The organism is Wolbachia endosymbiont of Listronotus oregonensis, assembly GCF_031205055.1.
Taxonomy (GTDB): Bacteria; Pseudomonadota; Alphaproteobacteria; order Rickettsiales; family Anaplasmataceae; genus Wolbachia.
This window is the reverse complement of sequence record NZ_CP102118.1, coordinates 820294-840532: the sequence shown is the minus strand read 5'-3', so window position 1 is coordinate 840532 and position 20239 is coordinate 820294. Positions and strand designations below refer to the sequence as shown.

The following is a 20239-nucleotide window of genomic DNA, read 5'->3' as shown; positions in this document are numbered from 1 at the left end:
AATTTACAGAAACAGTATCGAAAATGGCAGTAAATTTTGGTATGACCGCAGAAGAAGTAGGAAGTGCTGCTAGCAAGCTCTATAAAATTTTTGGAACAAAAATAGAAGATCTAAAAGAGTGGGGAGATACGATAAATCATCTATCAAGTAATACTACTGTTGAGGCAAAAGATCTGATGGCAGCAATGACGATAGCTGGCGGGGCAGCAAAACAGTTTGGTTTGAATGTTGATCAGATAGCTGGTTTATTAAACGCCTTCATTAGTTTAGGAAAACAACCCAAAAAAGCAGCAGAAATGATAAGTGGTATGCTGGTTAAACTTCAAACGGCAGGGAAGCAAGAAGATGAATTTAGAGAAACACTAGAAGAAATCGGGATAGATATAGAAGAGCTTGAAGAGAGTATCAAGGAAAACCCTCACAAAGCACTACTAGATTTTTTTGAAATTTTAAAAAAAATAGATAAACATGATCGGGCTGGCATTCTGCTAAAGCTCTTCCAACAGGGAGCAGAAGATGATATAGCGCTACTACTTGAAAACTCAAAAGTATATGAAAAGGTGCTGGATTTATTAGCTGATGAAGGGGAACGTGCAAATTCATTGCAGGAAGAATTTAATGACCGTGTGAGTACTACAGCCAACCAATTGCGATTGCTAAAAAATTCAATAGCAGAAGTAGGAATGAATCTGGGTTCAGTGATGTTACCTATTTTAAAACCTATAGCTGAAAGGTTAAAATGGGTAAGTGAACATATAGCCTCATTTGCAGAAAAATATCCCACTGTAACTACAGCAATCATGGGTACCATAGCAGCACTAATAAGTCTTAAAGTTCTATTAGTAGGTGGTGGTTACATACTTAGTTTATTTATGGGAACAGCTTGGAGTTTAGCAGCAAAAGCAATAGCAGCATTTTCTGTTCTATCGACATACGCTATTCCAGCAGTAATTACTGGACTGAGTGTTTTAAAAGCTACGACTCTGAGCCTAGCAACATCAGCTATTCCAGCAGTCACAGCAGGAGTGAGATTTTTGACGGCGGCAATAGTGAGTAACCCTATAGGAGCTATTATTGCTTTACTTATATCTGGTGCAATACTTGTGATTAGTAACTGGGGAAAAGTAAAGAGCTTCTTTGCTAGTTTTTGGGAATATATAAAATCGATAATAAAGCCCATCGGAGAAATGTTTTCATGGATGGGAAATACTGTTGGTAGCATATTTGGAAAGGTTGCCGAAAATAGTCCACTGAAAGAATTTGAAAAAAGAAAAAGTATTGTTGCTGAAATACATACTCCCCTTAAGAGCAGCATTTCTAGTAATTTGTCAAATAATAGTGCGATTAAAGAAATGTCTGAGAGGAGCAAGAATAATGTAAAAATCAAAAGTGTTATCGAGGAGAAAAAATCCATAGAAGATAATCAAAACAAAATTGATAAAGCATTTGAGAAAAGTAGATTTGAGAAAAAAGAATTAAAAACATACAACCAAACCTTTCATCAAACGTTTAACATAAATGTGAAAGCAGAGCCTAACCAAGGCGCCCGTAGCATTGCTGATGCAGTAATAGAAAGATTTAGAGAACAAGCAAGAGGGGCTCTTTTTGATGTTGTGGAGGAAATAAATTAAGTGTTACTTGGGCAATTTAAATTTGATCCAGTGAGCCTCAGGCGTAGTAAAGAGCATAGGTGGCATACAATTGAATGTATCGAGAAGACATCACTGCAGAATATCGGCTCAGGAATTGAGAATATTGATTTAACAGGAGTGATTTATCCACATCGTCAAAATAGTAGTTTAGAACAACTAAGAAATATGCGTGACATCAAAGAACCAAATGTTTTAGTTTATGGTTCAGAGGTACTAGGAAACTTTGTGATTACTCATATAGAAGAAAGACAGAGATCATATCTTCCTTGTGGACTACCAAGAAAGATCGAGTTTCAATTGAAGTTAAAAAGCTACAACAAGTGATTTACTATTTTACCAAGGATAAAGAAATGCTGGATTATATTTGTTGGAGGCATTATGGTTACAGTAGTGGAGCAGTGGAAGTGGTCTTGGAAAAAAATCCTGGACTTGCAGAGTATGGAAGCTTTTTGCCTGCAGGGTTGAAAATTAAGTTGCCTAAGATTCAAAAGATATCACAGAAGTCTGTTGTAAAAATTTTAGATTAATGAAGCCAGATTTTAACATAATAGCAGAAAATAACTCTATTACAGAGGCCTTAAGGAGTAGCTTAATATCTCTGCATATTACTGATGAATCAGGGACAACGAGTGATGAAGCTGAAATATGTCTTGAATATGGAAGTAATGAACTCAAGGGTGAGTTGAAAGTTTTTCTGGGGTATAAAGAGACCGGGCTATTGTCTATGGGGGTTTATACAGCAAGTGAGATCACTATACAAAGTCCACCACAGATTTTAAGGGTCAAATGCCAAGCAGCAAACTTAAGAGGATCGCTGAAAGAAAAAACATCAAAAGAATGGAAAGAAATTACTTTAGGTGATTTAGTAAGAGAGATAACAAAAAAGCACGGATATGAAGCTAAAATTGCGCAAAAATTTGAAGATATATTTATATCACACATCACTCAAACAGATGAAAGTGATATGAATTTTTTGAAAAGGATAGGAGATGAACATGAAGCAACGGTAAAACCTATAGGAGGACACATAATTTTTATTCCCAAAGGAGGAGGAAAATCAGCAACAGAGAAGGTTTTAGGTACAACAGTACTTACACCTAAAGATGTAATAAATTGGAAAGTAAATTTTAATGTACGTAGTAAATATGGATCAGTTATAGCAAAATGGTACAGCTATGAAAGAGGAGAAACCATAGAAGAAAAAGTAGGCAATGAAGAACCAAGTTATCCGATATATAAGCTTTATCCTACTGCAGAATCAGCGATCAATGCAGCAAGCGCTAAGCTCAGACGATTAAAGCAAAATGAAGCAAAATTAAACGTGACAATACCTGGCAATCCAGAGTTATTTGCAGAAGCTAAAATTAACTTATCAGGGTTTTGCCAAGAAATAGATGGCGAATGGGTAATAGAAAGGGCGGAGCATATTTTAGATAATAGGGGATACCAAACTACAATAGAAGCAGCGATAAGCAGAATTAATTAAGAAAAATTCAACAAACAATTGCTATACGCAAGGCAGAGTATTGCAACAAAAGTATGCCAAGAAGAAATCGCCGTTATTATCAAGAGCACTGTCATCATCAAGATTGCTATTATCACCAAAATTGGATGTATTGGATAGAAATTATACCTGGGTTGATAGCATTTGGTGCTGTTGTTGCAGTTATTATAAGTTTCTTTGTCTTTGATACTAACAGAAAGGCTGAATTAGCAAATGCAGAAGCAACCAAGAACTATAAAAAGATAACATCGATTGCTGTTAGAAATTGTGATTTAGAGGTTGTGAAATTTTTGACAGAGAGGAACTTAGTAGATATTCATAATACCCTAGTCTTTGAAGAAAGGTTGTTAGGATATGCTGCAGAAAAAGAGTGCCTAGAAGGTATTCAGTTTTTGATAGAAGAGAAAGTTGATATCAATTCTACGAGCGGTGATTCAAGTCACAGAACAGCCTTACACTACGCTGCAGAGCATGGTAACTTAGAAATTGTCAGATTCCTGTTACAAAATAGTGCAAATCCAAATGCCAAAGAATTTAGGGGAAAAAAGCCAAGGGATTTAGCTGTTATAATGTTACGGCACAATAAAAATAATAAGCCCTACAGAGAAATTATAGATCTATTGTATAACGCAGAAAAGCAGTACAAGCCAGGACAGTAAATCATACGTACAACACACAGTAGAAATTTTCAATAATTATCTACAATAAATTATTACATTATGCAAAATCAAAAAATACCATTAGCAGTAATTGTAACGATGTTAATACAGACGGTAGCGGCGATATGGTGGCTTGCCAAGCTAGATTTACGGGTACACATGCATGATAAATTTATAGAGCAGAACAACGGATTGACTGTTACGGTATATCGCCTGGAAGAACGGGTAAAAAATCTTTCTGAGGAATTGGATGAATTCAAAGCTAACTCGAAGTACAAGTAATTATTTTTCTGCTAATGGTATATAAACCTCAGATTGAGATTGACGATCTTTCCAATTTTCAACGTATTGTTCAACTAATGAAGGGCTTCCTGTTATAACCAGTAGATTCTCAGCATTTTTTTTCTGTGCAGCATCGGAAAAATTAAAAGATCCAGTTATGATTTTTTGATTATCAATGATCATAATTTTGCTGTGTGAAATTGCAGGTTTATAGTCTATGTATATCAGTATTTTTTGCCCAAATAATTCATTGATGACACTGTATTTTGATCTGACCTGTGATTCATCTAGGATAACCTTAATATCAACACCACGTTTTTTTGCTCTAATTAAAGATTGTGCAATTGGCTTTGAAGTAAACGTGTATGCCTGAACTAATATGGATTTTTGAGCTTGATCTATAGCATTGGTTATTTGATTAGTACAATTTTCTCTAGGTGTAAAACAAACTGTAGCTTTTGGACAAGGAACACATCCTGATAAAAGTGAGCAAGTCAACAGAACTAATAAATATCTAAACATGACAAAATATATACTTTCAGTAGATGGCGGAGGCATAAGAGGAATAATACCAGCGATAATACTAGCAGAAATAGAAAAAAGATCAAGAAAAAAGGTAGCAGAAATCTTTGATCTGGTGGCTGGTACATCAACAGGCGGTATTGTTGTTGCTGGGTTATGCAAGAAAGATAACCAAGGAAATCCTCAATATTCAGCTAATGATTTAGTTGAGCTTTACCAGGAGTATGGAGCATATATTTTCAAGTCTTCATTTTTTAGACAATCAATACTGTCTTGGTTTAACTGCGCACAATACCCATACGAAAACATCGAATCAGTACTGGATAAGTATTTTGGTGAGGATATTCTAAAAAATACTTTAAGCAAGGTACTGATAACAAGTTATGATATTCACAATAACTGTCCATTTTTCTTCAAAAGCTGGAGAGAAGACAGAAATTTTATCAAGTTGAAAGATGCACTCAGAGCCACAACAGCAGCACCAACATACTTTGCACCTAAGTATTTAGAAGTGAACAAAGATACAAGAGTACTAGTGGATGGCGGTGTTTTTGCCAATAACCCAGCGGCTTGTGCATATGCAAATAGCAAAAAACTTTTCCCTAATGAAGAAATAGTGCTGGTATCAATTGGCACAGGTCGGCTATCTAATCGAATAAAGTATAGGAAATTAGGAAAGATAGCCTGGATAAAGCCGCTGTTAAATGTGATGTTTGCATCAAGCCTTGATGTAGTAAATTACCAGCTAGGTAACGTAATGGACGACAGATACGTAAGAATACAATCACAACTGACAATAGCGTCGGCTGAGATGGATAATGTAACACCTAAAAATATTAAATGTCTGCAGCAGGAGGCAAATGCAATGATAGAAGGTAATCAAAAAGTAATCGATAAATTTTGCGATATCGTATCTTAATTTACATAAAAATGCCAAGCAGACTAAAGAAATTATACCACAAAGCAAAGAAAGGTTTAAAAAACATAGTTTCGCCCAAAAAGCATAAAACTGTGACTAAGGGGCAAGAAGCTAAAATTTCAAACGATAAGCCAAAACCGCTACATGAGCAACCTCTAAAGTTGATGGAGAAGACCTCTAAAGTAAAAAAAGATAAAAAAGGAATAAAAGAGAAAATAAAAAGCTTAAAAACAAAGAAAGCAAAACCCGTAGAAAAAGAGCTGAAAAAGGGCAACGTGTTCAAAAAAGGCTTCAAAAAGCTAAAAGGGAAAATAAAAAAATTAAACCCCATAAAGGTTAAGAAAAACAAGATAATCGGGAGCAAGAAGTTAGCATTTTTACTGACATCTGGCACGATTGTGGCAATTTTGCCGATGTTCAATTTAGCTCCTCTTCCAGCATTAGCAATAACTTCTGCATGTGTTTTCAGTATAAACTTTATCGCAGTCAAAACATTGAAGAAATTTATCAAACAACGCAAATTAGCAGCAGAATCTAAAGAGGCAGTATCTAAAGAAGAGTCAACTCTAGCTGAACCAAACAAGCCGGAAGAAGAAATTCAAGATGTGTCAATTGAACCAGTAAAAGAAAATTCTAAGCAAATTTCCAGAGAATAGATTGGCAACTTCTAATGCAGACATATTTTCAGTGTAGCAAATAAAGAAAAGGAAACAAATTTTGCTTGTAAAGTCTCCTCTTCGTTATCCTGGTGGCAAGAGTCGTGCCGTTTCTCAAATTATTAATAAATATATTCCAAAAGGGTTACCTACGCTTTGTGCTCCTTTTGTAGGTGGAGGAGTTAGCATTAGCCAGCAGAGGAACAAAAGTTTATGGCTATGACGCCTTTGAACCATTAGTAAAATTTTGGCAGGTGCTTTTAGAAGATGCTTCTTGTCTTGCAGAGGTAGTGCGGAAATACCAAAATATGACATCTTCCATGTTTTATAGCCTACAAAAAACATTTTTCACCTTGAAAGATAGAGTTGAAATTGCTGCAGCATTTTTTGCATTAAATCGCTCATCTTTCAGCGGTACAACATTGTCGGGCGCCAGGACACCCACGTTTTACACTAAGTTCAATAGAAAGATTGCTCAATTAAAAATCTTACTGTGGATTTAGCTGACTTTAAAAAAAGTATTCCTAAACATGCAAATATATTGTGATCCTCCTTATTTAATTGATCAAAAACTATACGGAAGAAGAGGTAGAGATTTTGACCATGAAGAAACTTTTGTCGACTCGTGATGTTATCGTATAATGATTGTGAGGAAATACGGGATATGTATACAGAATACCACATCATTGAACCCAAATGGAGTTATGGAATGGGCAACTGAAAAAAATCGAATGAGGTTTTAATCTTGAGTAAAGACTATAGCAAGTTTCAGTATCGCGGTCAAAAAAACCAGTAAGTAAAGAAAATTCAGAGCAAATTTCTAAGGAATAGATTTCTATATTCATATATTACCTTAAATACTTTTCTATTTCTATTTAAATATTATCTATTGAATATAAAAGTAGTAGTAAAGCGAGAATTACGTTTGTAAAATGCATGCAAGACGTACGCAACGGTTAATAATTTCAAAACATTTATCGCTGCATACTCTAATACAAACACATTTTTTGTGGGGTTGCTATGACAGTAGAAAAGATTTTAGATGAAGCATCAAAGAAAATCTATAAGTTTAGAAATCCTAGCCTCTTTTCTTTATTAGTTAGTGCAGTCTTCAAATGGATCATAAATAGTAGATTGGGTGTTCGTTTTTTACATTTTGCTGCAGAAAAGAACTTTTATAATATCATTCGATTCCTTGTCAAACATGGTGCTAACGTTGATGCTGCAGATAGAGAAGGCAATACAATACTACACATTGCTTCCATACTTGAGTTTATAGAAATAGTACGAATTGTTGTAGTAAGGACTAAAAATATTAATGTCCATAACATTTATGGTGATACTCCTTTACATTATTCAATAAAGTATAAGCTTTTGGAAGTTATGCAGAAGTTGTTGCAATGTGGTGGGGATATTGATTGCCTAAATCGTTTAGGTAAATCTCCCCTTCATTTGGCTGTACAATATGCTGATGGAGTAATGTTGGGGTTGCTGATAAAAGGGGGAGCTTTTCTCGAAGCTAAAAATATAGAAGGAAGTACTCCTCTTCTCCTTGCAGTTTCATTGAATAAAAAAGATCATGTGGAGCTTTTATTGCAAAATAGAGCAGATGTTAACGCAATCGGAAGAGATGGTTGTACTCCGCTACATCTTCCTGTTATGAATGGCAATAAAGAAATTGTGGAATTATTGCTAGAGAAAAAGGCAAACGTTCATCTGAAATGTTCTTATAACTCTGAAGAAGGTTACACAGCGCTAGAAAACGCTGAAGCGAATAAAAACGAAGAAATTATAGAATTATTTATGCTTCATGGAATCATTTTAGAGTAGTGGAGATGTCTTACGAGCAGATCGTTATATACGGTACAATATTAATTATTGCTATTAAAATATTTCTTTTTTTTAGGGGAATATACAAAAACCTCGTCAGAACATTTCATTTGAGAGAGAGTGAAAAGAAAACAGATCAAGTTGAGAATCATGACATCCAGGTCTATAAAGAAAATCTAAAAGTAGTCGATATTGTAAAGCCAGTGGGTAAGTGGACAAAAATGGTTATACTGAATGATGGGTTGATGCAGCGTTTGGTTCAATTGATAGCAGAAGAAGGCGATGAGAAGGGATATTGGGAGCTATTTGTAAAAGCTCAAGCTTCAACCCAGGGTAAGTATAAGGGAAGGAGAAGATAGCTCCATTTGACGCATATGTTAGCGCTGCTATCTGTAGTCTCTCAAAGTGTCTGTTCTTCTTCACAAATTTTTGCAATCTCAGATAAAAACGAACAAATGGTATTCTGTAGTCTTTCGTTCCTTATATTTTGATACCCTCTCATAAAACTTAATACTTTTTTTTCTCCTTCAGTATCTTCATCTTCATAATAAATTTCGTCTTTTGATCTTGGCAGTAGTGCTCCATTACTCAATGATAATGCTTTTTCCATTTCAGATATCCTGTTAAATGATATGTCATTTACTCCTTGCTCATATCTGTGTATTTGCTGAGGTGATAACCCTGCTTTGTCTCCTAAATCCGTTTGAGTACACACTTGTACAAACCTCCAATCTTTTAACTTTTGTCTTATTTTGTTGCTCAAAGGCTTTGTACCAGTTATACTCTTGTTTATTTGAGTACCTTCTGATAAAATCTTGACTAGTACACATAATGCATTGCGAAGTTCTTGGTCCTTAAATTTTTTAAAATTTTGCACTACACTTAATGCTTTCTCATCTTTGCTGTTAATACAATTTTCTTTTATTAATTTAGAAAATGTAGCTTCAACATCAATTGATAATACTTTTAAGATATCCTCAAATTTTTTAGGCGAAAGGCTATCTCTCCCTTCTTCATATCTTCCCATCTGTCTCTTTGAGACACCGATTTCTTTTGCTACATACGCTTGAGAGTATCCTTTTAATAACCTCAAATTTTTTATCTCTTGAATTATTTGGTCACTTAGAGAGCCAGCAGCAACTTTCTTTTCGGTAGTGGTCATTTTTTGCACAATTGCAGAACAAATATAATACAGTATTATTGAGTTTTATTAAAGTTTTACTACTTCATAATGTACGTAATTAAATACTTTCCTATTTCTATTTAAATATTATATATTGAATATAAAAGTAGAAGCAAAGCGAGAATCTTGTTTATAAAATACATGCAAAACGTACGTAATGGTTAATAATTAATTTACAACTGACGCTGTATACTGAAACAGTGGTTGAGGTAAAAATTATGACTGAAAATACATTAAAACTACAAGAAGAAATAAAACGCCACAACGAGTTGTACTATCGGGAAAATAGGCAAGAAATAACCGATGCAGAGTACGATGAACTGGTAAAAAAGGTAGATATTCAAACCGTTGGTACTGCGCCTGACGATAGGTTTTCCAAGGTACAGCATATTGTGCCTATGCTCTCGTTAAACAAAGTTTACAGCCAAGAAGACATTGAAGAATTTATTGCTAAGTCCAGAGAACTCCTAAATACAGATGAGCTGAAGATAATGTGCGAGCTGAAAATTGATGGCTTAAGTTTCACTGCAATTTATGAGGATGGTATGTTCATTAAAGGTTTAACTCGAGGTGATGGCCATTACGGTGAAGATGTAACAAAAAATGTTGCAACTATAGAAGGATTGCCTAAAGTTTACCTGATGTAAAGGGTAGATTAGAGGTGAGAGGGGAAGCATACATAAGTAATGACGACTTTTTAAAATTAAATAAGAATTTCTCAAATCCACGCAACACAGCGTCAGGCTCACTAAGACACCTAAATCCAGAGGTCACCGCTAGTAGGCCACTGAAGTATTTTGCCTATTCTTTAATTGGTGGAACAGAAAATACCCAGTCTGAAGTATTAAATACGCTGAAAAAGCTTGGATTCTGTGTAAATGAACATCAATGCTTAGCAAAAAATGTGGACGAAATGCTGGGGTTCTATAACAAAATCTACGATAATCGCCATGAATTAGGTTATGATATTGATGGCATAGTATATAAAATCAACAACTTAGAGTTGCAAGATCATCTAGGTAATACCAGTAAAGCACCAAGAGGAGCTATAGCACACAAGTTTCCAGCAGCTCAAGGAAAAACTAAGATAGTTGAAATATTAATACAAGTAGGCAAAACGGGCAAATTGAATCCTGTTGCTAAATTAGCTCCGATAAATGTAGGTGGGGTGATCATTACTAGAGCAAATCTGTATAATAAAGATGAAATCAAGCGTAAGGACATAAGGGAAGGTGACATTGTAGTAGTGAAACGAGCGGGTGACACAATTCCTCAGATAGTCGAAGTGGACAAAAAGTTTCGTCCTCGTAATACACCAAAGTTTGTTTTTCCTGATATTTGCCCGGAATGTGGCAGTAGAGTTGATGACTGGGGAACTATAGCTATATGTTCTGGAGGAAATGATTGCCCAGCACAGCGAATAGGAAAGTTAAAACATTTTGTGGAAGTTCTTGACATTAAAGGTTTTGGCGATAAGCAAATAGAGTTCTTTTATGACCTTGGTTTGATAAGGAAAATATCTGATATTTTTGCTCTCGAAGAAAAACTCAAAAATTTCAACTTAAGTGAGCTAAATGGATGGGCTGAGAAATCCGTATCTAATCTATTGAATTCTATCAATAGCAGAAAAACCATAACTCTTGAAAAATTTATATCTTCTTTGGGAATTAGATTCGTAGGACCACACGTAGCAAAATTACTAGCAAAACATTATGGCTCATATGAAAATTGGTATTCTGCTGATGAAGAAGAATTAATGAGCATAATAGGCGTAGGCGAAGAGACCATAACTTCCTTGGAGGAATTTTTCTCTGATGAGGATAATATTGAAATGGTAAGTGATCTTACTAATCAATTAACTATTCTGTCTGTAAGTGCTAATGTTAGTAATTCCCCGCTCAGCGGTAAAATAGTGGTTTTTACTGGCAAGCTGTCAAGGGAGAGAAAGGAAGCGCAAGCAAAAGCCGAATCTTTAGGTGTAAAAGTTAGCTCTAGTGTGTCCAAAAATACGGATTTTGTGGTTGTAGGTAAAGATCCAGGGTCAAAGTATCACAAAGCTTTAGAACTAGGTGTTAAAATTTTAACTGAGGAAAAATTTAATAAATTAATCTTGGGAGAAGAATAAACCCTTCTCGATCAATTCTTGTATCTACTGCGTCATTTCCTCTGCACAAATAATAGTCCGATTTTATTTGCTAGGTCCTTTTGGGTATATCCTCGCTTTAACCTACAGCTTCTTACTTTTTGTGCTATTTCATACCTTGTAGCACACTTTGTGTTATTGTTAGCTTTTTTTGAAACCATAAGCTCTATATGAAATTCTTGCTATGGATGCCTATTTGGTTTCAAGTTCCTCTACAGTTAAGCCAGTTATCTCGGGGATAATATCGATGGGAATGCCCAATATAAGCAGATTATTTGCAACTTTGATCCCCTCTGCTTTGTCGATCTTTTCTTTGTAAATTTGCCTTCTTTGGGATAAAAATTCTATTAGTATGTTCAGTTCATCTCTTGATTCCTGATTATCAATTCTTTTGAATTCTCTCATCGAACTTAATAGCTCATTTTCTACTTCCTCGTCTTCACTTTCATAGTAATCTTCTTCCGTTATTAGATCTTCAGCATCTACTGATAATATTTCTGCTGCTTTACATGCCACCTCGCTCAAAAAGGTACTCTTCCCTTGTTCATAGTTATGTATTTGTGAACTTGCTACACCTAGCTCTTTTGCCAATTCCTCTTGAGTATATTCCCTTATTATCCTCCATTTCTTCATCTCTTGTCCTTCCTTGTGACGCTCACAGACAACTAGCTCTTTGTTATCATATTCATCTATTGATAAGCCTGTTGCTTGGTAGATAATATCAGCATCAAATTCTAACTCGAGCATATTTTTTGCCATTCTTATTCTTGCTGCTTTTACATCACTTTCCTCTTGAGCTCGAATAAATTTGGTTAATGCATTAATTGCCTTGCGTGGTTCTCTCTCACTTATTTTCATGTATTTTCCTATGAAATTATATGTCTCTTGCGTCTTATCTTTATCAAAACAACTGTTTCTCTCAGTGGTTTTCGTTCAAGAAGTAGATTACTAACAGAAATTGACAATGCTTTTGTTATGCGCTTTAACTTTTTAGTTGGAATGCCAGATTTCCCTTTTACATACCTTAGCAGCGTATAGTATTTTATACCTGTTTCATTTGCCAAATCTTTTGCGTTATATTTCCGCTTTAATATCCAGCTTCTTATATTTTGTGCTATTTTGTGCCTTATGGAGGCAGTAGATCTCGTCATTAGTGGCTACACATTTGCTATAAGAAATTCTAGCGCTTTCATTTATTCGAATAGCTTGCGAATAAGTGATCAACCCTTTGTAAAATTTTATTGTTATAAGTTGGAGTAGAGAAGGAAGAAAAGATCTCCTTCCCATAGTAATTCAACGTTTTATAGAAGTTGTTTTACTATCCTCACTTACCTTACCTACCCACGATAATGTTTCACTTGAGCTATCAACCGCCTTTATTTTCTCTGTGGCCTGTTCTTTACTCAACTTGCCATTTCTCAAGAAGCTCCTTCCTTTATTGCCTCTTCGACTGTCTTTCCTCCAAAAAGGCAACCTTTTCCTACAACTTCGCCGCGTTTTTGTAGCTCATCCACATTTCTTTATTTTTTACTATCATTTGTACTCGGTCTGCATCGTGATTCAATATAATATTTAGCTTACCGATACTCGTAGGAAGTTCTAACATAACGGCGTCACCGGATAAATCGGTATAGTTTCTTTTACCTCCTTTTTCGCTGACTTCGATTTCGCTGTCACCTATTTTTATAATGTTGCCACCTAGTTCCACACATCCTGTGTTAGACCTAACCTTCTTGCACCTTCTAGCACTTCCACAGGCTTTACTGTGCTATCTTTAGAAAACTTCATATAAAATGTTTTGTTATCTATACATACATCTTCTACTGATTCCTCCTTGAACAGCATTTTCTCCGGCCTCCTTCAGTTCTTTAAGCCGCTCGTCTATCTGTGGCTTTACCTCTTGGTACAGTTTGTTGTGAACTTCACTTATTCGCTTATCCTGCAATAGATCGTAACTGAACATTGCTCCACTTAGCATCAATTCACATATTATATCTTCCTTCTCATTTTTTTTTGCATTGGATCGAAAGCATTTTCAATATTACTGCATCAGCAAAACTCGTCTGTCCTTCACTATATGCGTTTATCCTGATTCCAGCATCTAGTGCTTGATCTACAACTTTGTTCAGTTCACTTACACTTTTTACCTTTACCACTGCATTTTTAAACCATATCAATTCTGCATTTTCAATTGCACTCGGCTCTATCTTGTTTAAAGCTGGAATAAATGGATTTGAACTTTGACGATTTAAAGATTTTGTGTTATAAAATCCACGTCCTTCTCCAAAATTGATTGACTTGTCACGAGGGGAAGGCATACCTTCAGTCTTTACATCCTAGCCTTCTTATTCATGACTTTGCTTAAAAGGACAGACAACGGGGTTTTCTTATCAGTTTGCTTTTCAATAGCATCCAATATTCCCGCTAATCTGCTTACAGTTTCCTTCATGACTGCTTGATGGTACGACTCATACCTCTAATAGCATCCAATATTCCATTTTTCGACAATCTGTCAAGATCTATGGTTAACTTCGTACGTATTTCCCTCTTTATCTTTAAAAGGTACAATTACTTTATTATTCATATAAACCTCCAATATTAAAATATTATCTAAGTATACATTGTCATTTGTTGCTTTATTATTAATTCACCATGTGAATATTATAGACATTATAAATGAGCATTCTATATTATGCAACTCTTTTCAATACAAGTTTAGCAAAGCAGATCTTTTTCTTAAAACTGAAATGTTTTTTACCTGATATAAGAATGTGATCCTCTAGCTCCATTCTCACGCCTTGACATACTGCCGCTAATTCACTCGTCATAGCTTTATCCTCCTTCTGATGGCTTTAAACTTCCTCCTGGATGGTTGTGCGATTATACATATTGATACTCCTATAAAAAATTTGGGTTGTTGAGTTTACCATTTTTAAAATCCATAAGGGTTCTAACAGTTTCTGGTCTATCTTCAAATAAATACTTGCCTCTGGTTTTGCTATAGTCTTTTTGTATTTTTATTTTATCTCTCCTTATTCTATCGTAAAGCCACTGCCTGGAAACTTCAAGGATTTTTGCAACTTGTGAAATAGTAAGGTAGCCAGGCACTTTAATGGGGTGTGATTGCTCCTTTTTTCGCATAATATTATTTTTTAACCGAATATTTTTTACTGTATTTTCTAAAACAATATTCTTTGATTGTGAGGGAGAACGATACCCTTGTGTTTCTAAGTACTTGGCAATTTCTATATCCGTTTTACCCTCTTTACTTGACTTTATTATCGATTGCTCCATTTCTGTTGCAGTAGTCAATGCACGAAAGGAGCTTACTGGAATAGGAGCATGGAAAGTGGTAGTTTCTCTACCATGCCATACAATACGTATCTGCAAGCAATCACGCATGATTCGGTGTGCTACTACCTTATCAATCAGACAACGAACAAAAGATTTTCTTTGCTGACGTGACAGAACTGACTTATGCCAAATTTCTGGTAGTTTCTTACCTACATCTAAAAATATTGTTTTCAGTTCCTCGGATAATTGAGGAGTAGGTTTACTTGGATACTGACGTTCAAATGTAATTTCCGCTTGCTTGAGTTCATTCAATGCCTGTTCCCAACGTCTTTCAAGTTCTGCAGCTACAAGACGATTGTCAGGATCAACTTGATTAAATTGTCGTTCTGCCAATCTTACTTGGTATCTTAAGCGTTCTAATTGTTGTAAATGAGCTTTATTAATTTCTTGTTCAGATTGTAGCTGCGAGTTAATAGCCTTAGTATAAGCATCTAGCTCAATTTGACTAAGTGCTGCAAAAAATTTAGGAATTACTTCATTATCAATAATATCAGCAGGTAAAAACTGACATGAAGGGGAAAGATCACGTTGATGTTGGTAACTGCATTTATAATGATTTCCTCCTTTATACTGTACTATCATTTTGTGTCCACATTCTCCACAATAGATTATTCCATGTAATAATGCTGCACCTGGTCTAGCTATTCCACGTGTTCTACAGCGACGGTAATCCGCATGATTATCTTTAAGTATGATCTGAATCTTTGTAAAGGTTTCCCAATCTATGTAAGCTGGGTATTTATCTTTAATTAGAACTTTCCATTCTTCCATTGGTAGTCTTTTTGTTGTTTTATTAGCAGAAGATAGTTTGTGACGCGTAGTACAAGAACGACCATAAGCAAATGCTCCAGCATAAGCAGGGTTTTTGAGCATTGAGATAATTGCGTCAAAAGTTGGTTTTTTCCAATGCACTTCTTTAAAATTGTCATACCTAGGAATGGTAAGTTGGTTATTGTTAAAATACCTTACAACTTGTGCTGCTGTTCGTTTTTCTAGAAAAGTGTCAAAAACAAGCTTAATATGCTGCTGAACTTCAAGGTTAGGATCCTTACTCACGGAATCATCAATGTTACGAACGAAACCCACTGGAAGAGATAAGGCTAAATCTCCTCTGGTTGCCTTATTTACTAGTCCAGCATTTAGTCTGGCTCTTATAGTAGATAACTCCATTTCAGCAAGCTGTCCTTTCAGACCAAGTAACAACCGACCATTAATAGTACCAGGGTCATACACACCATCCCGATCAGCTATCAAACACTGTTTATAGCCACATATATCCAATAACGGATACCAATCAGAACAATTACGTGACAAACGAGTCACATCGTAGGATAGGATAATCCCTACCTTTGATAAAGTGACTTTAGCGAGAATCTCTTTATACCCTTCACGCTTTTCAGCACTAGCACCTGTTAAGCCGAGATCATTATCAATAACAACAATATTATCAGCTTTCCACCCAAGATCAATAGCTCTTTGTTTCAGCGCATACTGTAACTCCAAACTTTCTTGATTGCTCAGTGCTTGATGAGGTGTTGATTGTCTTATGTAAATTATCGCTTCGCGTGTTAAATGTTGTGCTGTAATTAGCTCTGATGTATTCATGGATGACCTCTTTGGACACTAATAATATGTTTTCTAAAATTTCTGATTTGAGACATTGCGGCATTTTTTTCCACACTCTATTTGGTTTACATGGCATAATTTATACTCCTTTGCTAAAGAAACAAATTCGTATAATGAATCCCATGTTAATTTACTTGTGAGAAAATCTTGCTTACTGGCTAAGTTGGTAGCAAGAAACGGGATACGCAGAATTATGTTATTACGATGAATAACAAATACATTACTACTACAATGGGCTCTTGAACTGATAAAGGATATAGGAAAAGTTCTGCCAAATAGCGGATGAGTTGGATCTGTAACTGTAATCTCTTTTTGGTTGTTGAATGGGGTATTAAGGTGGTTGATCGTGCGATAATTTTTATTGATGCTCGCTTCCTTATTAATGCCTTTCTTGTCACTTTTTCTTATGTAAAAAGGTACCCTTTATCTATCTGTACCAATAAACACTTCATTCCCTTTAGACGGTGCTTTTGATCCAAGATATATTATTTTCAGCTTTTCCTGCTGAATAACCTATGTTTACCCTTAAATATTTTACGATAGTTTCCAGTTATCCATTACAGGTCCTTCTTTAATCCTTCTCTGGTACTCTTTATGCAGCTTCCTTTACGCATAAATTGCTAGCTGTAAGTTCAGTTTATTCCTTCTATCAGTTTTCAAATCATCTATTTCCTGGCCTAAAATCCTCCTATTCCAACAACTATCTATTAAGCTTTCTAGCAATAATTCGAGCTTCTTCCCCTTTTATGCACTGCACTTAGAAACGTTTCTATTACTTCACGATCAAATAAAGCACTTTCCTTCGCTTTGTAATACTCTATTCTATTTCTTCTGTAATTTATTTCTTATTATTCATAAAAATTTCCCTTCTAATAACAAAATTTTTTTTAATTTTTTACTGCTGTTTTTTATCAGCATTGGCATAAAGCCATAGCTTGTGAGTGAAGTCAAATCAATTTTTCAATCTTTTTTACTTATTTTTTCATCAATAAGTTAAAGATATTAATAGATACTGATTTTTTATTTTAAATTTGTTGAATTTCGTCTAAAGAGATGCCCACTGTTTTTAAAATAATATTGATAGAAATTCCCTCCTTAACTAAATTCTTTGCAATTTTCATCTTTTCTACTTTCTTAACTTTCTTTTTGCAAATTTGTATACTTTCAAACAGAGATTTTATTAGTACATTACGTAGTTCTTGGCTTTCAATCTTTTTGTATTCTTCTATTAATCTTGATAGCTCTGCTTCACTATTCTCATTTTCTCTTGTTTCTGGAAGCAGATCTGTAATATTAATTAATAGTACCTTTGCTATTTCATCTAACATTTCAAGTGAAACAGCAGCTCGTCCTTGTTCATATTCATATATTCTTTGATTTATTATGCCTACTTTACTTGCTAAATCTTCTTGAGTGTATCTTTGCCTCAACCTCCATTCTTTTATTCTTTGACCTACTTTATACGGAATGGAAATTTTTTTCTCATCATTATCATATTCACCAATAGATAAATTAGTTGTTCGAGAGATAACATGAGTAGAAACTCCTTCCTTAACTAAACCCTTTGCTACTTCTATTTTTACCGCCTTTCCACTTTCTTCCTCACTAATACGGATGAATTTAGTTAATAAATAAAACGTTTCTCGTAATTCTTGATCCTTAATCTCTTTATGTCTTCTTACTAATCTCTTCTTCCTCATACCTTTCCTCATTTGATACTTCTTGTCCGCAAGCTAGATCTCTAGCAGTTGTTGATAATGCTTCTGCTAACTCATATAATTTCTTAATTGAAATTCTGCGTGTTCCTTTTTCATATTGCAGTATTACCTGATATGTTGTACCGATTTTTTTTGCTAAATCTTTTTGAGTATATCCCTTTGCTAATCTACGATTTCTTACTTCCTGTCCTATCACTTTGTAATCTAAAAAATTAGAGCATTTATTCTCTTTTTTCAAATTTTATACTCCATAATCAGAAGAGCTGTTACGTATACTTAATTGGCAACCTTTTTGACAAACTGAACTCATCTCCTTTCAAACAATTTTTCTATATCACTTAGTTTCATTTCTATATACGTTGGTCTTTCATGACCAGAATATGGAGTTTTCTCAATTTGTCTTAGTATCTCATTCATCTCTTCCAATTTCATTTTTCTTCCTGCTCCATGGCAAGCGATTGTGGCTGATATTTTATTCACCTTATCCTCTATTGGCAACGTATCTTCCATTTCCGTTAACTTGTCTACTATATCAACTAGCATCTCTTTTATATCTATTGTTCCCAAGATTGAAGGTATTTCTTTCACCATTATCTTCTGATTCTATTTCAATACCAAAACCCATTTCAAAAAGCTTATCTTTATACATTTCAACCATCTCCATTCCTGCTTGGTTTTTAATCTCAACTGTTTCAGGAAGAAGAAGTTTTTGTCTTTTTATGCTTGATTTTTGCTTTAAGCACTCGTATATCAATCTCTCATGAGCTGCGTGCTGATCTACTATAATTAATTTGCCTTTAGCCTCAGCAATAATGTAAGTACTGTGGACCTGACAGCGTGCATACCCTAGAGGATGATCCTCTATTAAATCAATTTGCTCCCTTTCTAAAACCATAGTCTCCGCTTGTAGTGGTAATCTCTGTATACCAGTATAGTCAAATGATTCTGACCGTTCTGATAAGCCTTTCTCTCCTGCATTTGGCAAGTTGAATTCTTTCATTAGCTGATTCTCAAAAGGACTTGGCCTTCTTTCGTAAAATTCTTTTCGACCCTTTACTTCTCTGCTTTTTCCATTATTAACACGCTCATTATTCCTTTGACTTTCACTAACATCAAAAGACGAACCACCCAGTTCTTCTCCAATACCTTGACACCTAGATCCATCAATATCACTCACTGAAGAGGTACCTATTCTCATTGACAACGCTTTTATTAGCCCTCTTCTCACTATTTCATATACTAGCCTCTTGTTCTGAAACCTTACCTCTGATTTATTTGGATGCACATTTACATCTACTTGATCGTATGGTATCTCTAAGTGCAGCATTGCAAAAGGATACCTCCCACTTGGAATAAAGTCCTGATACGCATATCGAATTGCACCAATAAGTAGATTGTCTTTTATTGGCCTGCCATTAACAAACGTATAGATCTGAGTTGAATTACCACGACTAATAGTTGGTTTACAGATGTGTCCCGTAAGTTTGATGCCGTCTTCTTCCTCTTTAACTTCCAGCGAATTGCTCTGAAATTCTTCTTCTGTTTCACATAGTCTGTTAAAGAATGAAGTTTGTTTAGCATATTTTAAGAGCTTTTTATTACTGGAAGTGAGAGTAAACTCAATACTATAGTTAATCATTGCTAAGTTATTTACAATATCAACAATGCTTTGTGTTTCTGCTCTTTCAGTTTTTAGAAATTTTAGTCTATTTGGTGTTGCAAAAAATAAGTCACGAACTTCAATATATGTACCCTGCAATAAAGAACAAGGGATAACCTCTCCTATTTTTTCTCCTCCCTCATAACTTATAGACCATGCTTCCTTTGCTCCACTTGCCTTAGACGATAATTTCATTCTGCTTACTGCTGCAATTGAAGGCAAAGCTTCTCCCCTAAACCCAAGGTGCTTGATTTCTATTAACTCATTATCGCTTAATTTTGAAGTGGCATGCCTCGTAAATGCTAATTCTAGATCGTTCTTTTCTATTCCATTTCCATCATCCGTTACAGTTATAAGGTTACGCCCACCACTTTCTATCTTGATCTCTATCTCTGAACTTCCAGCATCTATTGCATTTTCTACTAATTCCTTTACTACACTTGCTGGCCTTTCAATTACTTCACCTGCTGCTATATGGTTTATTGTTTTTGTATCTAAAAGAATTATTGCCATATTTTCAACTCTCAGCTT

At 35.0% G+C, this 20239-nt stretch carries 20 protein-coding genes and 4 pseudogenes; 12 read left to right on the top strand and 12 right to left on the bottom strand.

The window, feature by feature from the left end:
* The first annotated feature begins 23 nt into the window (after positions 1-23).
* From NMD99_RS04215 to NMD99_RS04190, 6 genes are read left to right on the top strand one after another with little or no spacing between them, the layout of a single operon-like run.
* Positions 24-1631, top strand: a complete 1608-nt coding sequence (locus NMD99_RS04215) for a phage tail tape measure protein (protein ID WP_309165592.1) — start codon at positions 24-26, stop codon at positions 1629-1631.
* Entirely contained in the window at positions 1632-1976 is a 345-nt protein-coding gene (locus NMD99_RS04210) for a phage tail protein (RefSeq protein WP_264735750.1), read from the top strand.
* Positions 1973-2179, top strand: coding sequence for a tail protein X (locus NMD99_RS04205; protein WP_373457537.1), 207 nt, complete (start codon positions 1973-1975; stop codon positions 2177-2179). Before NMD99_RS04210 ends, NMD99_RS04205 begins: the two co-directional genes overlap by 4 nt.
* Complete coding sequence (locus tag NMD99_RS04200) at positions 2179-3138, top strand: phage late control D family protein (protein ID WP_264688179.1); 960 nt, start codon at positions 2179-2181, stop codon at positions 3136-3138. Before NMD99_RS04205 ends, NMD99_RS04200 begins: the two co-directional genes overlap by 1 nt.
* 53 nt (positions 3139-3191) lie before the next feature.
* A complete protein-coding gene (locus NMD99_RS04195; RefSeq protein ID WP_265016457.1) occupies positions 3192-3815 on the top strand; it encodes an ankyrin repeat domain-containing protein in 624 nt (207 codons plus the stop codon).
* A 60-nt stretch (positions 3816-3875) separates the two neighbouring features.
* The gene (locus NMD99_RS04190) at positions 3876-4097 is read left to right on the top strand and encodes a hypothetical protein (protein ID WP_264688177.1); all 222 of its coding nucleotides are present in this window, start codon (positions 3876-3878) and stop codon (positions 4095-4097) included.
* On the opposite strand, the gene NMD99_RS04185 is transcribed toward NMD99_RS04190, so the two are convergent.
* A complete protein-coding gene (locus NMD99_RS04185; protein ID WP_264688176.1) occupies positions 4098-4619 on the bottom strand; it encodes a phospholipase D family nuclease in 522 nt (173 codons plus the stop codon). It abuts the gene before it with no gap.
* Between NMD99_RS04185 and NMD99_RS04180 the strand changes: the two genes are divergently transcribed.
* From NMD99_RS04180 to NMD99_RS04160, 5 genes are all read left to right on the top strand, one after another.
* Complete coding sequence (locus tag NMD99_RS04180) at positions 4618-5538, top strand: patatin-like phospholipase family protein (RefSeq protein WP_265016458.1); 921 nt, start codon at positions 4618-4620, stop codon at positions 5536-5538. The two genes, NMD99_RS04185 and NMD99_RS04180, sit on opposite strands and share 2 nt — an antisense overlap.
* Positions 5520-6194, top strand: a complete 675-nt coding sequence (locus tag NMD99_RS04175; RefSeq protein WP_309165588.1) for a hypothetical protein — start codon at positions 5520-5522, stop codon at positions 6192-6194. The genes NMD99_RS04180 and NMD99_RS04175 overlap by 19 nt, the downstream gene beginning before the upstream one ends.
* A gap of 173 nt (positions 6195-6367) precedes the next feature.
* Positions 6368-6697 carry a DNA adenine methylase gene (locus NMD99_RS04170; RefSeq protein WP_253308912.1) on the top strand — a complete coding sequence of 110 codons (330 nt, stop codon included), beginning with the start codon at positions 6368-6370 and terminating at the stop codon, positions 6695-6697.
* A gap of 517 nt (positions 6698-7214) precedes the next feature.
* The gene (locus tag NMD99_RS04165) at positions 7215-8024 is read left to right on the top strand and encodes an ankyrin repeat domain-containing protein (protein WP_309165587.1); all 810 of its coding nucleotides are present in this window, start codon (positions 7215-7217) and stop codon (positions 8022-8024) included.
* Positions 8025-8029: 5 nt separating this feature from the next.
* A complete protein-coding gene (locus tag NMD99_RS04160) occupies positions 8030-8383 on the top strand; it encodes a hypothetical protein (RefSeq protein ID WP_265016460.1) in 354 nt (117 codons plus the stop codon).
* Positions 8384-8424: 41 nt separating this feature from the next.
* Here NMD99_RS04160 and NMD99_RS04155 read toward each other — a convergent pair whose 3' ends face one another.
* Entirely contained in the window at positions 8425-9186 is a 762-nt protein-coding gene (locus tag NMD99_RS04155; RefSeq protein WP_253308909.1) for a helix-turn-helix transcriptional regulator, read from the bottom strand.
* 239 nt (positions 9187-9425) lie between these two features.
* Here NMD99_RS04155 and ligA point away from each other — a divergent pair.
* Positions 9426-11332, top strand: a pseudogene (gene ligA, locus NMD99_RS04150) (NAD-dependent DNA ligase LigA).
* Positions 11333-11542: 210 nt separating this feature from the next.
* Here ligA and NMD99_RS04145 read toward each other — a convergent pair.
* From NMD99_RS04145 to mutL, 10 genes and pseudogenes are all read right to left on the bottom strand, one after another.
* On the bottom strand, positions 11543-12208 hold the full coding sequence (locus NMD99_RS04145; protein ID WP_309165585.1) for a helix-turn-helix transcriptional regulator: 666 nt from the start codon (positions 12206-12208) through the stop codon (positions 11543-11545).
* Between the two features lie 8 nt (positions 12209-12216).
* Positions 12217-12501, bottom strand: coding sequence for a helix-turn-helix domain-containing protein (locus tag NMD99_RS04140; RefSeq protein WP_309165583.1), 285 nt, complete (start codon positions 12499-12501; stop codon positions 12217-12219).
* Between the two features lie 142 nt (positions 12502-12643).
* Positions 12644-12823 carry a hypothetical protein gene (locus NMD99_RS04135; RefSeq protein ID WP_309165582.1) on the bottom strand — a complete coding sequence of 60 codons (180 nt, stop codon included), beginning with the start codon at positions 12821-12823 and terminating at the stop codon, positions 12644-12646.
* Positions 12824-12830: 7 nt separating this feature from the next.
* Positions 12831-13058 carry a hypothetical protein gene (locus tag NMD99_RS04130; protein ID WP_309165580.1) on the bottom strand — a complete coding sequence of 76 codons (228 nt, stop codon included), beginning with the start codon at positions 13056-13058 and terminating at the stop codon, positions 12831-12833.
* Complete coding sequence (locus NMD99_RS04125; RefSeq protein ID WP_309165578.1) at positions 13049-13195, bottom strand: hypothetical protein; 147 nt, start codon at positions 13193-13195, stop codon at positions 13049-13051. The genes NMD99_RS04130 and NMD99_RS04125 overlap by 10 nt, the downstream gene beginning before the upstream one ends.
* A 158-nt stretch (positions 13196-13353) precedes the next feature.
* Positions 13354-13668, bottom strand: a complete 315-nt coding sequence (locus NMD99_RS04120; RefSeq protein ID WP_309165577.1) for a hypothetical protein — start codon at positions 13666-13668, stop codon at positions 13354-13356.
* 372 nt (positions 13669-14040) lie between these two features.
* Positions 14041-14181: pseudogene (locus tag NMD99_RS04115) on the bottom strand (hypothetical protein); the annotation flags it as partial.
* A gap of 67 nt (positions 14182-14248) precedes the next feature.
* Complete coding sequence (locus NMD99_RS04110; RefSeq protein WP_309165575.1) at positions 14249-16309, bottom strand: recombinase family protein; 2061 nt, start codon at positions 16307-16309, stop codon at positions 14249-14251.
* A 1046-nt stretch (positions 16310-17355) separates the two neighbouring features.
* Positions 17356-18286 (bottom strand): annotated as a pseudogene (wmk, locus tag NMD99_RS04105) (WO male-killing family protein Wmk).
* Between the two features lie 68 nt (positions 18287-18354).
* Positions 18355-20221, bottom strand: a pseudogene (mutL, locus tag NMD99_RS04100) (DNA mismatch repair endonuclease MutL).
* Between the last annotated feature and the right edge of the window lie 18 nt (positions 20222-20239).